14 protein-coding genes and 3 pseudogenes are annotated in these 13,916 nt (G+C 39.2%); 11 read left to right on the forward strand and 6 right to left on the reverse strand.

Features of this window, described 5'->3' with window-relative positions:
• Positions 1-13 precede the first annotated feature (13 nt).
• The 3 genes from BK575_RS11115 to BK575_RS11125 all read right to left on the reverse strand — a co-directional run bounded on the left by BK575_RS11115 (position 14) and on the right by BK575_RS11125 (position 2,835).
• Entirely contained in the window at positions 14-718 is a 705-nt protein-coding gene (locus BK575_RS11115) for a hypothetical protein (protein ID WP_078410426.1), read from the reverse strand.
• 265 nt (positions 719-983) lie between these two features.
• Positions 984-1,427 (reverse strand): cupredoxin domain-containing protein, encoded by a 444-nt coding sequence (locus BK575_RS11120; RefSeq protein ID WP_078410427.1) that lies wholly within the window; start codon positions 1,425-1,427, stop codon positions 984-986.
• A 238-nt stretch (positions 1,428-1,665) separates the two neighbouring features.
• Entirely contained in the window at positions 1,666-2,835 is a 1,170-nt protein-coding gene (locus BK575_RS11125; RefSeq protein WP_078410428.1) for an alanyl-tRNA editing protein, read from the reverse strand.
• 201 nt (positions 2,836-3,036) lie between these two features.
• Here BK575_RS11125 and BK575_RS11130 point away from each other — a divergent pair, with 201 nt between their 5' ends.
• Entirely contained in the window at positions 3,037-3,396 is a 360-nt protein-coding gene (locus tag BK575_RS11130) for a P-II family nitrogen regulator (RefSeq protein WP_078410429.1), read from the forward strand.
• Positions 3,397-3,401: 5 nt separating this feature from the next.
• On the forward strand, positions 3,402-4,706 hold the full coding sequence (locus tag BK575_RS11135; protein WP_078410430.1) for an ammonium transporter: 1,305 nt from the start codon (positions 3,402-3,404) through the stop codon (positions 4,704-4,706).
• 73 nt (positions 4,707-4,779) lie between these two features.
• Here the strand turns inward: BK575_RS11135 and BK575_RS11140 are convergent, their stop codons facing one another.
• Positions 4,780-5,388 (reverse strand): class I SAM-dependent methyltransferase, encoded by a 609-nt coding sequence (locus BK575_RS11140; protein WP_235867367.1) that lies wholly within the window; start codon positions 5,386-5,388, stop codon positions 4,780-4,782.
• A gap of 282 nt (positions 5,389-5,670) precedes the next feature.
• On the opposite strand from BK575_RS11140, the gene BK575_RS11145 reads away from it, so the two are divergent.
• From BK575_RS11145 to BK575_RS11170, 7 genes and pseudogenes are all read left to right on the forward strand, one after another.
• The gene (locus BK575_RS11145) at positions 5,671-6,936 is read left to right on the forward strand and encodes a DNA polymerase IV (RefSeq protein WP_078410431.1); all 1,266 of its coding nucleotides are present in this window, start codon (positions 5,671-5,673) and stop codon (positions 6,934-6,936) included.
• A gap of 577 nt (positions 6,937-7,513) precedes the next feature.
• Positions 7,514-7,738, forward strand: a pseudogene (locus BK575_RS29020) (alcohol dehydrogenase catalytic domain-containing protein); the annotation flags it as partial.
• Positions 7,736-7,873 (forward strand): GrpB family protein, encoded by a 138-nt coding sequence (locus tag BK575_RS29485; RefSeq protein ID WP_328589549.1) that lies wholly within the window; start codon positions 7,736-7,738, stop codon positions 7,871-7,873. The pseudogene BK575_RS29020 and the gene BK575_RS29485, both read left to right, overlap by 3 nt.
• A 209-nt stretch (positions 7,874-8,082) precedes the next feature.
• On the forward strand, positions 8,083-8,898 hold the full coding sequence (locus BK575_RS11155) for a lipid II flippase Amj family protein (protein ID WP_078410433.1): 816 nt from the start codon (positions 8,083-8,085) through the stop codon (positions 8,896-8,898).
• Positions 8,899-9,045: 147 nt separating this feature from the next.
• Positions 9,046-9,348: a nuclear transport factor 2 family protein gene (locus BK575_RS11160; RefSeq protein ID WP_078410434.1), complete on the forward strand. Its 303-nt coding sequence runs from the start codon at positions 9,046-9,048 to the stop codon at positions 9,346-9,348.
• A gap of 121 nt (positions 9,349-9,469) precedes the next feature.
• On the forward strand, positions 9,470-9,685 hold the full coding sequence (locus BK575_RS11165; protein ID WP_169907746.1) for a zinc ribbon domain-containing protein: 216 nt from the start codon (positions 9,470-9,472) through the stop codon (positions 9,683-9,685).
• 272 nt (positions 9,686-9,957) lie between these two features.
• Positions 9,958-10,275, forward strand: coding sequence for an antibiotic biosynthesis monooxygenase family protein (locus BK575_RS11170; protein WP_078410436.1), 318 nt, complete (start codon positions 9,958-9,960; stop codon positions 10,273-10,275).
• A 163-nt stretch (positions 10,276-10,438) separates the two neighbouring features.
• On the opposite strand, the gene BK575_RS11175 is transcribed toward BK575_RS11170, so the two are convergent.
• Positions 10,439-11,191, reverse strand: a complete 753-nt coding sequence (locus BK575_RS11175) for a MerR family transcriptional regulator (RefSeq protein WP_078410437.1) — start codon at positions 11,189-11,191, stop codon at positions 10,439-10,441.
• 93 nt (positions 11,192-11,284) lie between these two features.
• Between BK575_RS11175 and BK575_RS11180 the strand changes: the two genes are divergently transcribed.
• Positions 11,285-11,980, forward strand: a complete 696-nt coding sequence (locus BK575_RS11180) for a CPBP family intramembrane glutamic endopeptidase (RefSeq protein WP_235867368.1) — start codon at positions 11,285-11,287, stop codon at positions 11,978-11,980.
• Between the two features lie 182 nt (positions 11,981-12,162).
• Here BK575_RS11180 and BK575_RS11185 read toward each other — a convergent pair.
• A pseudogene (locus BK575_RS11185) lies at positions 12,163-13,035 on the reverse strand (RNA polymerase sigma-70 factor); the annotation flags it as partial.
• Between the two features lie 144 nt (positions 13,036-13,179).
• On the opposite strand from BK575_RS11185, the pseudogene BK575_RS11190 reads away from it, so the two are divergent.
• A pseudogene (locus BK575_RS11190) lies at positions 13,180-13,525 on the forward strand (DUF2200 domain-containing protein).
• Positions 13,526-13,916 lie beyond the last annotated feature (391 nt).

Here is a 13,916-nt window from a genome sequence, read left to right on the forward strand (position 1 = left end):
CTCTTTCATCCTTCTATGAATGGTTTAAATACTCGTTTACTAAATCTACAATATAAGAAGCTTCCTCTTCTTTGAAATAAAAGAGAATGGATTCTTCCGCTTCTTCCCCGTCCTGCTTCGTAATCGTATTTCGGAATAAAACGCCTTCTCCTGTATCGAGAGTGCGTCCAAGTTTCAAGTGAATCATATATTGTGCTTCTTGATTGACTGTATGGTCTTCGATGTGAAGGTGTTTATCGTTTGTAAGCCACTCGATATTTTCCAGATCTTCTTCCATATCGCCGCCGATGAACTCCATTTCCTCGTATTCATCGTCTGCCTCAGAATCGTATTCCTCTATCTCGTCGTCACACTCTGTTTCATCCATCTCATCGACATCGTCGTCATAGTCTATGTCATCGTCATAATCTCCGATGAACTCATGGAAAGAAGTATGAATGAATATAAGCATTTGATCTAAATTAGCAAACAGAAGCTTTGATTCAAGGTCGGATTCCTCATCGTAATGAAACGCGTAAAATTCCTGATGAATAGAATCAAAATGGATAATGCAAAATTGATCTTCTGTATCGACCGTTTCAACGGAAAAAATAAAAGCGGGATGATTGAGCGTCGTGTCTGTATCAAACAATATTTGAAAATCATCAAACTCCTCACAAAGGTCGGGAAGGCTTAAGCGAACCGCATTTTCCATCCGATAAAACCATTCTAAGCTCATATTTTTTCCTCCTCGTATCATTTTGCTGCATTTTATCATACCCGGATTTCTTCCAGCACATGTATGTAAATAAAAAATGGAAAAAATGAGCAGTAAAAATCAATTTTTGTGATTTATTTAGAGGCTTATGAGACAGCCTCTGTAGACAAAGCCTATAAGCGGAGAGGGCTTTATAACAAACAAGCATTGCCATCTGTATCATGGCAATGCTTGTTTGTTATAAAGCGACTATTTGGTTATTGTCCAGTTATTTATCCCAAATCATTTAATCAACAACGATATAAGCAATCATCGGACCATTATGCGCGATATCTGTATGGATATCGCAAATCAATCGGTAAATGCCTTCTTTCGAAAAGCGCAGGTCAAGGACTGTTTCTGTGCCCTTTTTGACAGTACCTTTAATATTTGTGCCTTCAATATGAAAAGGGTGTTCTTTTCCGTTTACTCCATAAATGCTCAATTTTACCGGCTGATCTTTTGGGATGTAAATGGTTCCCGGGTCCCAGCGGTATGCTTCAATTTCTTTTCCGTCTTCAGTTGTGGATTTAAATTCGCCTGTCACCATATTAATGACGAACTCGTTTGCAGTGGTTGGTGTGACGGTTTGAACGGCAGATGGTTTCGCCATATACCAGGCGCCTGCCGAAAGACCGATACAGACGGCAAATAAGATGAACCATTTCTTTTGGATATACACAATTTTCATCATAAACCCCTCCATCATACATAAGCTTGTCTTGTTTATATGTATGCTGGAGGGGTTTGGGTATTTGTCTATTATTTTGAGTCGGTGCTAATTTTTTGTTTTATTAATCGTTTATCCCGCATCGTGCGGGCTTAACTAACTATCAGTGGAGGATGAAGGAACACCTCCGCTGATGGAAGTTTCCTTTAAAAAATCAGGCAGTCATGGTGGTGATATCCACTTTTTTAGCCGCAGCGCTTTAGTTGATTGTTCGTTGTAAAAAGGATAAGAAATTCTCCATCTCTTCTTTTGTGGAAAAGCCAGCTTGAGCCTGATTTGCATTTCCGCCGCCTTTTCCGTTGAAAGCGGCCAGTTGTTCCTTAAACAGCTGTCCGCAGTGAACAGAAGAGAAGCCGTTATGTGCCAGTATGATTTTGTTTTCAATCATACTAGCGAATAGAACGATATAGTCGCCTTTTTCTGTGATGGATTTAATCACCAGCTGTAAGGCTTTCGTCGGCTGATCGTCTGAAACGTAGGTCACGATCCCTTTATTGCTGTTTGCAATCAATTCATTTGCGACATAGGCGGCCTTTTCTGTCTGCAGCAGGTCGATTTCTTTTTGAAGCTGCTTTTGTTCCTGCTCAAGCTTTTCGATTCGTTCAATTAGTTGGTGACGGCCTGTACTGAATTTGCCGGCAAGAGTCGAAAGGGTAGTGTGTGCCAATTGATAATCCATAAGGGCTCGAAGCCCGCATTTAAAATGAAGCCTTGTGTTTCCGCGCTGCTTTTCCGTTTTCAACAACTTGATGATTCCAATTTCTCCTGTACGACTGACATGGGTTCCACAGCAAGCGGAATAATCGATGCCGCTGATTTCGACAATGCGAATATGATCCCCGACATCCGGAAGTTTCCGGAGCGGTATAGTATGTACGTTTTCTTTTGTTACATAGTACGTGCGAATTTCTTTGTTTTGATAAACGCATTCATTCACCCGCTGCTCGATATGAGCCAGTTGTTCATCTGATAAAGAAGGGACGGCTAAATCAATCGTCACCGTATCTGTTCCTAAATGAAAGCTTACTGTATGTGCGTCATACAACTCGATACAGACCGCCGATAACAAATGTTGTCCGGTATGGTGCTGCATATGGTCGAGCCTCCGTGCCCAGTCTATTTGGCAGGTTGCTTCTTTTTGATCAGGAGCATGCTGCAGTTTGTGGTATACTTCATCATCTTGTTCGAAGACGTCCAACACGTTCATACCGTTAATGGTTCCGTAGTCAGAAGGCTGTCCTCCTCCTTCCGGATAAAAAGCGGTTTCTCTCAATGTGACGAGAACATAATCCTCCTGTTCTTTGATGGATGTGATTTCTGTTGACCATGCGGTCGTATATGGTTTCGTTTCATACCATTTTTCAGTCATGATAGTTTTTTCTCCTCTCGATAACATTCTTCCTTATGAACACTTCGTTCTTTATCATACCTTGTTGCTGCCATAAATGAAAAGAATGGCGAAAAAATTTATCATAAATATTCAGAAAATAAATTGACAATATCACATATATGGATATAATAAATAACATATCATGTTAGAAAACCTAACATTAAAGGTGGGTTATAGATAATGAAAAAAATTGAAGCGATTATTAGACCACAACGGTTAACAGATACAATCAAAGGGTTAAAAAGTATAGGGATCACTGGTTTTACGGTATCGCAAGTCGTGGGAAGGGGAAAACAAAGAGATGCTGAAGGAGTGTACCGGGGGCGGAATTACAAAGTGACGCTGCATCCGAAAGTGAAGCTGGAAATTGTTCTTTCTGACCATATGGTGGACCAAACGATCAAAACGCTGATTGCATCGGCCCAAACCGGAGAAGATGGTGACGGCAAAATTTATGTGTATCCGATTTTGGAAGCTTATAATATTCGCACTGGTTTACCGGATGAAAGTATTGATGATTTAACAAACACAGCGAGGTGAAACTGATGGAACTAATCTATTTAAATACGGTATGGATTGTGATCGCAGCTGCGATGGTATTATTTATGGAAGGCGGATTCAGCTTACTGGAGGCAGGGCTTGTCCGTACGAAAAACGCAGTCAATGTGACGATGAAAATTTTTGTTGACTTGACAATTGGGGCATTGGCATTTTGGCTCGTGGGATTTGGGGTTATGTTTGGAAGTGACTCATTTGGATTAATCGGTACTACTTTATTTGGGAACCCGGAAAAAATTGACCTTGGCATACCGCTTCCGAGTGCCGCATTCGTACTGTTTCAAATGGGCTTCGCCATTGCTTGTATTTCCATTATTTCAGGAGCGGTCGCGGAACGGATGAATTTTAAAGCTTATATGTTAACAGCTGCTCTTATTACCATGGTTATTTATCCTTTATCGGGACACTGGATTTGGAATGCGGACGGGTGGCTCGCCAAAATGGGTATGAAGGATTTTGCCGGTTCTGCCGTCATTCATGCCATGGGAGGATTTGCCGCTCTTGCGATGGCAAAAGTGCTTGGTCCGCGCAAAGGCAGATTTAACTCTGACGGCAGTGCCAATGTATTTGCACCGAGTAATATTCCTCTCGCTTCTTCGGGAGCATTCATTTTATGGTTTGGCTGGTTTGGTTTTAACGCTGGAAGCACATTGGATGCGTCAAGTGCATCGCTCGCTCCTGTTGCCCTTAACACGATGCTCGCGGCGGCAAGCGGGGGAATGGCGGCCTTATTAATCAGTATGAAAAAGTTCGGAAAAGCCGACCCGAGTATGACGATTAATGGTGTATTGTCCGGATTGGTCGCCATTACAGCGGGGTGTGCGTTCGTCTCACAATGGAGTGCTCTTATCATCGGTGCTGTCGCTGGTATCATTGTCATATATGCGACCGTATTAATCGATAACATTAGAATTGATGACCCGGTAGGAGCAGTGGCGGTTCATGGATTCAATGGCGTATTTGGCACGATTGCGGTTGGATTATTCGATGTTTCAGAAGGGCTTTTTACGACTGGATCTGTTTCCCTATTAGCCGTTCAAGTGCTCGGAGCGGCTGTGGTCGCCGTATGGGGATTATTAGGCGGATTATTTATGGCAAAGGTAGCGGAAAAAACAGTAGGGCTGCGTGTAAGTGAACGCGAAGAAGAAGAAGGGCTTGATATGTCTTACCACGGTATTCCGGCTTATAACGAGCTTGAACGCTTTACGGATTTGCCGACAAATCTCTACGATTTTGAGGAAACAACCGGCATTTCGGTCGCTCCGGCAGAAAGAAAAGAGATGGTCGTATAAGGATTTATTAATGCAGGGCAAATCGTCATAAAGGAGGGGAGGTGGATGAGTGGTCCACTTCCCCTCCTTTTACTTATCTCCTTGGTTTGAAGGCCGTTACACAAACGGTCAGTTCCGGATGGATATCTTTAAAGTATAGATTAATATTGTTGAAGTCGCATGCTTGCAAATCATCGTGGATTTGTTTACCGAACATCCGGGTTTTATTAGCGCTTGCATCGTCTTCACGTGGCTGCATTGTAATCGCGATTTTTCCGCCGGGCTTCATCGCATCATACAAGTTTTGAAGACCTTTTCTTGGTTTATTCCAAATGGTGTAATTATTGACAGACAACACTTTATCATATGTCCCGCTCGGTAAATGAACTTTTTCAATATCTCCTAGAAACAATTGGACATTTCCCTCCCTGCTCTGTTTTTCAAGGCGCTTTTCCGCTTGGGTTTTCATCGTTTCAGAAACATCCACTCCATCTACATTCAAAGATAGATAGTTTTTCATCATATGTTCAATGCTGTAGCCCGGTCCGAATCCGACCTCTAACACATGGTCGCCGGATTGAATGTTTAAGTGAGCGAGGGTCCATTCGTTAATCTCTTTATTTTCCCACGCCATGATTTTACCGGTAATGACGCCGTAAATTCCCTCTGGTTTACTGAAATTCTTTTTGAATGCCTTAAACAAAGTTGCCGCCTCCTTTTTTCATTAATGAAGCAACCGCGAGTTGATTAAACCATATCTGCTCAAATAGTTCTTTTCATTTTTATTTATCCTGCTCTAATGGGAAGTAAACCTGCAGTTCATTATGGCCGAGGGGCATTAATTAGTTCATTGTGATGGGGCAGAGCGTTTTTATGTTCTTCTAATTTGTTTTCATGATCAAACCTTGCAAAATCGTTTCATTGCGAAGAAAGTGAAACATATGTACTATTAAATAAAGAAACTTATTTGATTTAAGGTGATAAGATGAAATCAATGTATCCCCGGAAGGGAAGGGTCATTTTACATGTCGATTGTAATAGTTATTTTGCAAGCTGTGAAATCGCTCAGGACCCCAGCTTGGAAGGGAAACCTGTGGTAGTGGCGGGAAACTTGAAAAGAAGCGGACTGATTGTAGCAGCTAATTATGTGGCTCGTGAAAACTTTGGAATTTACACTACCATGCCGTTGTGGAAAGCTCGTCAAAAATGTCCTGACTTAATTGTGAGAGAGCCTAATTTTGCCCTTTATAGGGAAACATCTGCTAAAATCTTTGACTACTTAGCTCAAATTACTCCCCTAGTTGAGCCAACTAGCATTGATGAGGCATATTTAGATATTAGTGATGCTTGGAAAAGAGGACTTGGGACACCTTTGGAAATTGCTGAGTTGATACAAAAGGAGATATTGACTCTTTTTAAAATTCCTGTTTCTCTAGGAATCTCGACTTCCAAAGTCCTTAGTAAAATGGCGAGCGATTATAAGAAACCGAAAGGAATTACAGTATTCAGAAAAAGAGACATTCCTAAAATTTTATGGCCTATGCCCGTACAAGGATTACATGGCTGCGGCAAAAAGACAGCAGAGAAGTTGAATGAAATCGGGATCATGACCATTGGCGATTTAGCAAAGGCAAATGAAAAGAGAATAAAGGATTTACTTGGAAAGCATGGTGCCATTTTAAGGGAGTGGGCAAATGGGATTGATCATCGTCCTGTTGACCCCAATTCAGTTCTCGAATTCAAAACGATAGGTAATAGTACAACTCTTGAAAGAAATACTTCAGAGGAACGAATTCTAATAGGGACGTTAGAAAAACTGGCTGAATCGGTAAGCAGGAGAATGAAGTCAAAAAAAGTTGTGACTTATAACATTCAAATTACGATTCGCTACAGTGATTTTACAACGATTACGAGGAGCCGAACCCTTCTAAATCCTGTTTCCGATGCAGCTGACCTTTTAAACAGTGCCGTACACCTGTTCAAGAAACATTGGGAAGGGGATAGTGTTCGGTTACTAGGGATTTCAGCCCATCATGTTATGGATCAAAAGGAGTCAACAAAGCAATTGGATTTGTTTGGTTATGAGGAAGAAGCAAAAGAAGTTGAAAAGAAGGCGCCGCTGCATAAAGCATTAGACACATTAAAGTTAAGATATGGCGAAAGCATTATTCAGAGTGGAGCTGAGTTAGCTCAAAAACAAGAAAAAAGTATTGCAGAGAAGTTTAAATCAAGGTTTGATGCTAAAAATTAAGTGAAGCAAGTAAAAATAACAATATGTGATGGTGAGAAAGTAAAGGCAGCAATTAGTGTTTTGTATGATTATCTAGTATTTAGTAGCTACGATGAAATTGTATGAAGATTGTTCACGTATTAAGGCTGAATTGTTCCCGATGCTAAAATATAGCTCGCAAAAAGAATTAAAAGGGGTATTGACTCTCTTCAATATACATTCAAGAATGTCTCAGATATCTTTGAAAATAACGATTGCGAGCTAGTTATTAAATATGTCAATAATTATTTTAATGGAGTTAAAAAAGGGAATATAGAGATCTCCAAGCTAAGTGACTTATTTTTATTAAGCCCATCTTAAATCTACAGCTAAAATAAATTATATGTAAAAAATCATATAAACTCCCTACGCATCTTCCTAACACCATTTAAGCTAAGCGCTACTGTGAATTTGAAAGAAGGTTGATTAAAAATCTTGTATAAAATGCAGGATTTTTCTTGTTCAGCAATCGAGCCATTTAATAGAGTAGGTTAACGAAGGCAGGTTAATTGATGATATTATTAAATAAATCTAATTTTATTTAAGGAGATTTATTGCTTTGGATGCAAAATGTATTAAATTCAATGAATTCGGTAATCCCCAAGATGTGTTAAAGATTGAATATAGAAGTATTCAACCACCTAAGGATAATGAAGTCCTTGTGCGTATGTTAGCTCGGCCGATTAATCCCTCTGATTTAATACCGATTAGAGGTTCTTATTCCCATCGGATTTCTTTACCAAATGTTCCTGGTTATGAAGGAGTTGGCATTGTAGAAGACGTGATTGAATATGGAAAATTGAAGGAGCACCTTGCTCATCAATTCCCTAAAGATATAGAAGAGTACAGTAATGGTAAAAATGATTTTGTGAAAAAATTAGAACAAAGAGCAGTTGAGAAGCAAAAAAATAAAATCTAATTATAAATTTCTGTTCTTCAACAAACGGGCGAAAGAATTGAACAACGATGAACTGTTTTAGCAGTCCATTTTTCTTGGCCACTAATCAATTAAATGGAAGGTGAGTTTAACAAGGAATGGCAAATAAAAACACTTGTGCTTCCTAAATAATTCCAAAATGAAATGATTTAGATTATAATACATCTATTATTATTTCTAAGGGGATTTTTATGGAGTTAATTACAGGTAAGGTTATAATAATATCTCTATTTTTAGTGATCATTACTATGATTGAAACATTGGCGTATTCAATAAGAATTTCAGGAGCAAGAGTAAAATTAATTGCAACTGCATTATCATTGTTTAGTACACTGGTAATTATTTCAAGGTTTTCTACGATGATTCAACAACCTCTAACAGCAAAACTTATTGCAGAAGCACCTGACTTAAACAAATTACACTACATAGAGGAACAATATAGGATTTTAATTGGGGTAACTTCTATTGGAGTACTATTGGGAATACTTTTTTTCCCGACGTTCATCAATATCTTTTCAAGAGCCATTGTTCAACTTTCAAACCAACGTGGTTCAATCATTGCACTTTTTGTTAATCAAATGAATCGAAATAGTATCAGAAAGATATTTATGTGTTTTACGCTACCAAGATTTACATATCTAAAGGGAATTGCGTTAAAAACCATTCCAAAGCGACTCTTTGTGATTAATGTCATTATTTCTGCTGTATTTACCATTGGGGTACTATCTTCCATTTACGCATCAATGTTAGTGCCTAAAGATTATGCTCAGGCGGCATTAATGTCATCTGGGATTATAAATGGTATCGCAACTATTTTATTGACATTATTTATTGACCCTAAAGCTTCCGTATTAGCTGATAGAGTAATGAAAAAACAAACGGATTATATTTACTTAAAAAGTTACTCGTTGACGATGATTAGTTCTAAATTTTTAGGTACAATTATGGCTCAATTACTGTTTATCCCTGCGGCATATTATGTAGCTTGGTTTGCTAAGTGGATTTAATGAGTTCTTGTTCGACTAATAGGGGCATTTCTTCGATAAAGGGTGCCGCCTTTTTATTGAACAAACGAAGGTAGGTTGGATTAACAAGGATAATAGCTCTTTCTTGAAGAATAAGGGAAAAAAGACTTTATACAGGGGGAGAGTTTGATGGAACATTCATCACTTGAAGAACATATCCTTCATCTTGAAAAGCAATTAATGAGTTATGATTATAAAGAATTAGACGAGCATCTTGCATATGATTTTTTGGAATTTGGAAGCTCTGGAAATACATATAGTAAAAAAGCACAGCTTGATGCAGTTAGAAATATAGCTACCACTAGTTCCATACGATTCACAGTAACAGATTTTAATATTAAATTATTAGCACCCGATGTTCTATTTGCGACGTATCGAACATTTAGACAAACGATAGTAAACTTGCATTACGAAGTTCCATTTGGAAATTAACCGATGGTAAATGGAAAATGGTATTCCATCAGGGAACTCCAACTACAAAATAGTAAATTTCCTTCAAAAATAAAACACAGGCGTTAGAATGTAAAGAATTGTACTTAAATGGTGGCAAGAGTTGGAAAAAAGGGGTTGCGGCAGCGATCCTTATACCCCGCAAGCATGCCCTGCTTGCGGGAAACGGAACAAAGTCCGTTCACGAAACTATCGCTGTGTCTGCGGGTATGAACAGTATCGGGACGTCCATGGTGCGGGGAATACCTTATCCCAGTATCTGCACGGGAAGTTCCTAAAAGTGATGGTGACCAGCATCACGTATCTACAGCCTGTATAGGCATAGTAGACGGGTAGAATCGCCCCGGGGAGAGGTGCCTCCTAATTCGGAGCTCTCCCCCTGTTGCTTCCGGTGGCAGCAAGCAGTCGGGAGACTCCTTGCGTCAAGACCACTGCTTCCGTATGGGAGCGTCAGTCCTTGAGAAAGACGAGGGTGTCGTGTACACCTATGGACATCGTCCAGCCTCTAATTTCGAGGGGATCGACAAGAAACCCCCACCTCAAGCGAGAAGCGATAGATGGGGGAGGTTCATATTCAAGGAGGTTATTTAAATGAAATCTAGTAAATCAATAGTGTGGATTAATGTATTTACTGCGAAACCAGGCAAACTAGATGAATTGGTTACTATCCAAGCTGAAGAATTACTTAACTTTAAGGGTAAAGGTGTTCCTGGTTGGATTAGTAGTCGCTGGCATCGTTCTGTCGATAGTAACAAGGCAATTATGATAACTACCTTTGAGAGTATTGAATTTCATAAAAGTTGGTTAGAAAAAACTGACTTCTCGGAACACCTAAACAGGATTAAACATCTAATTGAAGGAGCAGAAGGTGGGTACTACACGTTGGTGGAAAACATTGAAAACTTATAAATCACCTAAATTATAATCTTTTGTTTTAAATAGGCGGATAAAGAAATATTACTTTACTTATTATGTAATCGGGCGCTCTTCTTAAAGAAGGCGTCTTTATTAATAGACGACTACATTTTCCAGTGGACTTCTGAGCAATTACTCGACGAAATTCTTTTTGGGGTTATTCTTTTTCATAATGAAGAATGGCTTCTTCCATGAAAAGTATTACTTCTTTGTTAACTGGATACAAATTCAAATTAGCAGAAATTTCTTCTGATTTACGCGCTTCCCAGAACTTGTTGACTAATGCTGTATTTCCCATAAAAGTTTCATTGGATAAAAGCAGTGTATCCTGTGCAATCAATCGACCTTCTCGAGAGTCAGGTTTTTTCCTTTCCTCTAAGCATATCTCGATTCGCTTAATCAAATTAATCCACTTCGCCATTTGATCTGGGTCGCTCTCCATTTTTGGAAGTTGTTCGGCTAACGCTGCTCGCTCCTCTTCGTTGAATAATTTTTCCATTACCTTCTGCTTTCTTTGCTGTTTCAAGGATTGATCTTCTTCTGAGAGGAGTGGCAATAACTGATCCCAATGAATATCACCTTCCAGTTTTATCGTGTTCAAAAGTGTATTGGTATAATCTAGTGATTGTTGTAACAGTTTGATATCATGTTCAAGCTGATCTTTATGTACGGCAAGAGTTTTTTGAATGGTGATCCGGCTAATAATTTTTTTGATATCCTCTAACGACATGGAAGTAGCTTTTAGTAGTAGAACCTTTTCTAGCAGCAACATATTTTCAGGGGTATAATATCGCTTTCCGTTATCCTCTTTCATTGCAGGTTCCACCAGCCCGATTTGGTCATAATAGCGAAGGGTTCGTAGTGAAAGATTTAGTTTTTTTGAAACCTCTCCTGTTGAAAAATAAGTCATGGGAACAATTCCTCCTAAAAAATGCTTGCAGGTTACGTTACGTCACCATTTATGCTAAATGTATCATACTTAAAGTTTAGGGGGAAGCTTAGTTTGAAGAAAGATATATTTTCATCGATGGAATGGACGTATAGGGAGATTAGTCTATTACTCTTGCTCACACTCGTTATTGTTCCTATAGGGATTGAGTTTTTATTGCATGATTTTCTGTACCAAGTATTTCAGAATAGTCTTTATTCTGGAACTATTACAGGCTTTGTGATGGCAACTGTGTTTACGCTAGGAGTATATTTTATTTCCTTAAGACCGCATCGTTTGGAGTGGAATGTAGTAGGGCTGCAATCTTTTTCTAGAAACTATTGGAAGTGGATGATAGTTTGGACGGTTGTTTTAATAGCATCAAGTTTACTGATATTAACATTGATGGACCTCCTCCAGATCGGAGTGGAGAACAAGAAAACAGAGTCATTGAAGGAAAATATGACGTGGTTCACATTTAGCATTGGATTTATATCAGCAGCTATAATTTCTCCGATTTATGAGGAAATCTTTTACCGTGGCTTCCTCTATAAATGGATCAGAATAAAATGGGGAGTAGGTGCCGGGATATCACTTAGCTCTCTTATTTTTACAATTGTTCACATTCCAACTTACAATACCCTGCCTGTAAATTTTATTTCTGGAGTAATATTTGCTTGGACATATGAAAAGTCGGGTTCCATTTTACCTGGAATGATTATTCATGGAACGTTTAATGGTATTGCGGTTATTCTTACGGCCTTAACATAAAATATTGTTATTCAAAAATTATATTTCCTCCGGATTGAACTAGTATAAAGCTATTTTCTTACCGTACTGATATTATACTGTTCAAGAAGGAAGTAGTAATCGATAAAGAGTAAAAAACAGCTGGCTTAGATGGATGAGCCAGCTGTTTTCTTTTGTCTGATTGATAGAGTGAGAACTGCGATTTAGTGCTTGTATGGAGTCTTCTGCTGCAAATGCCGTAGTTTGTCAGGATTAGCAACCGTGTAGATTGTCTGAATTCGGTTACCGCTAAAGGCAAAGGAGTACACATATTGTAAGTGATCATCAATTGTTAAAATCAGTCCTGGAAGAGCGTTAACAGATGTATATTTGATGGCGACCTTTCCTGCATACATTTTCGTTAGGTTTTGGAGGAATTGGATCACTCTTGCAGCACCGAAAATAGGTATTTGTGCAGCTTTTACTTTGCCGCCGCCATCCGAGTACATTGCAACATCTTCGCTAACAAGCTCTAATAATTGATTTACATTGCCATTTAAAATGGACTGTACAAACTCTTTTACTGTTGATTTCGCCATTGAAATCGAAGGTTGTTTCTTAGGGTTATATTCCATACTTTTTTTCGCACGGTGATATATTTGCCGACAATTTGCATTGCTTTTTCCAAGAATTTCAGCTATTTCATCATACGAGTATTGGAAGACTTCACGAAGCAAAAAGACGGCTCGTTCCATTGCATTTAGTTGTTGTAATAATAGCAAGTATGCGGTAGATATGGATTCTTGTTGCAAAAAGGCTTGTGAAGGATCGGTTGGTGAATTCTGTATTTCCAGCAGTGGTTCTGGAAGCCAAGGGCCGACATATACCTCACGTTTTTTTGCAGATGACCGTATCAAATCCAGACAGCGATTGGTGACAATCTTACACAGATATGCTTTTTTGTTTTCAATATGTTCGCGGTTAGGGAGCTGGTTAAAGGTTATAAATGCTTCTTGGACAATATCTTCTGAATCCATCACACTCCCTGACATGCGATAGGCTAAGGAAAAAAGCAGAGGTTGATAGGTTTGATAAAGTTATTCCATTATATGGCGCCACCCTTGAGGAATGGGCGCTCATTTTACATTTTAGGGCATTTAATTAAATAAGAAGAGGACAATCGAGAAGAAAATCTTAGCGGTCATATGTGATAAACTTGAGAAAACGAAGGAGGATGTATCATGATCAAACATAAGATCTATACAATGAGTGTCGCAAGTGTCTATCCCGATTATGTTACGAAGGCGGAGAGGACGTACGAAAACAGAAGTCCATGAAATCATCCGTTGGTTGAAAGGGTATAGCCAGGAAGGGTTAGAATCGCAACTGGAAAAACAGACAGACTTTGAGACCTTCTTTGCGGAAGCTCCCCAACTGAATCCTTCACGGACTTTGATCAAAGGTGTGGTTTGCGGTGTCCGAGTGGAAGACATTGAAGAACCAACTATGCAGGAAATTCGCTATTTGGATAAGCTGATCGATGAGTTAGCAAAGGGAAAAGCGATGGAGAAGATTTTGCGGAAATAATAATTAAAATTCCGACTACCCGAAAATAGCTGTCTTAAATTATCGGGCGCAATTCTTCGTGCGAAATGTTCCTGGCTCAAATGAAATGTGGTCACACATTTTCGGTAAAGGTCAGGCAGTTTTAGATTTCTAAAACTGAAGGGTTATGTCGAGGAGTCGAATGAGGAGGTAACGCTCTGAAAGGCTTCCCCTGCGTCGAATAGCACGCTAATCAGTAAGGAAAGGCGTGTTATAAGCTCGACTAATAGGCATGAGAATTTACCGTAACAGTCTGGCTGACGAAAGCCTACCCGATGGGGTGGTGTAAATCATGGTGCTTGGGTTGAACAGATAGGGTGAGAATGCAATGTAAATACAATAAGATACGGTATTGCTGACGAACTTCTGAATG

The sequence above is a fragment of the Priestia abyssalis genome (assembly GCF_002019595.1).
Lineage (GTDB): Bacteria > Bacillota > Bacilli > Bacillales > Bacillaceae_H > Bacillus_BA > Bacillus_BA abyssalis.

Coding starts and splice junctions, on each gene's coding strand:
- BK575_RS11125 (WP_078410428.1), bottom strand. CDS start 2,835: ATGACTGAAAAATGGTATGAAACGAAACCATATACGACCGCATGGTCA.
- BK575_RS11130 (WP_078410429.1), top strand. CDS start 3,037: ATGAAAAAAATTGAAGCGATTATTAGACCACAACGGTTAACAGATACA.
- BK575_RS11175 (WP_078410437.1), bottom strand. CDS start 11,191: ATGACTTATTTTTCAACAGGAGAGGTTTCAAAAAAACTAAATCTTTCA.
- BK575_RS11120 (WP_078410427.1), bottom strand. CDS start 1,427: ATGAAAATTGTGTATATCCAAAAGAAATGGTTCATCTTATTTGCCGTC.
- BK575_RS11155 (WP_078410433.1), top strand. CDS start 8,083: ATGGAGTTAATTACAGGTAAGGTTATAATAATATCTCTATTTTTAGTG.
- BK575_RS11160 (WP_078410434.1), top strand. CDS start 9,046: ATGGAACATTCATCACTTGAAGAACATATCCTTCATCTTGAAAAGCAA.
- BK575_RS11170 (WP_078410436.1), top strand. CDS start 9,958: ATGAAATCTAGTAAATCAATAGTGTGGATTAATGTATTTACTGCGAAA.
- BK575_RS11145 (WP_078410431.1), top strand. CDS start 5,671: ATGAAATCAATGTATCCCCGGAAGGGAAGGGTCATTTTACATGTCGAT.
- BK575_RS11135 (WP_078410430.1), top strand. CDS start 3,402: ATGGAACTAATCTATTTAAATACGGTATGGATTGTGATCGCAGCTGCG.
- BK575_RS11115 (WP_078410426.1), bottom strand. CDS start 718: ATGAGCTTAGAATGGTTTTATCGGATGGAAAATGCGGTTCGCTTAAGC.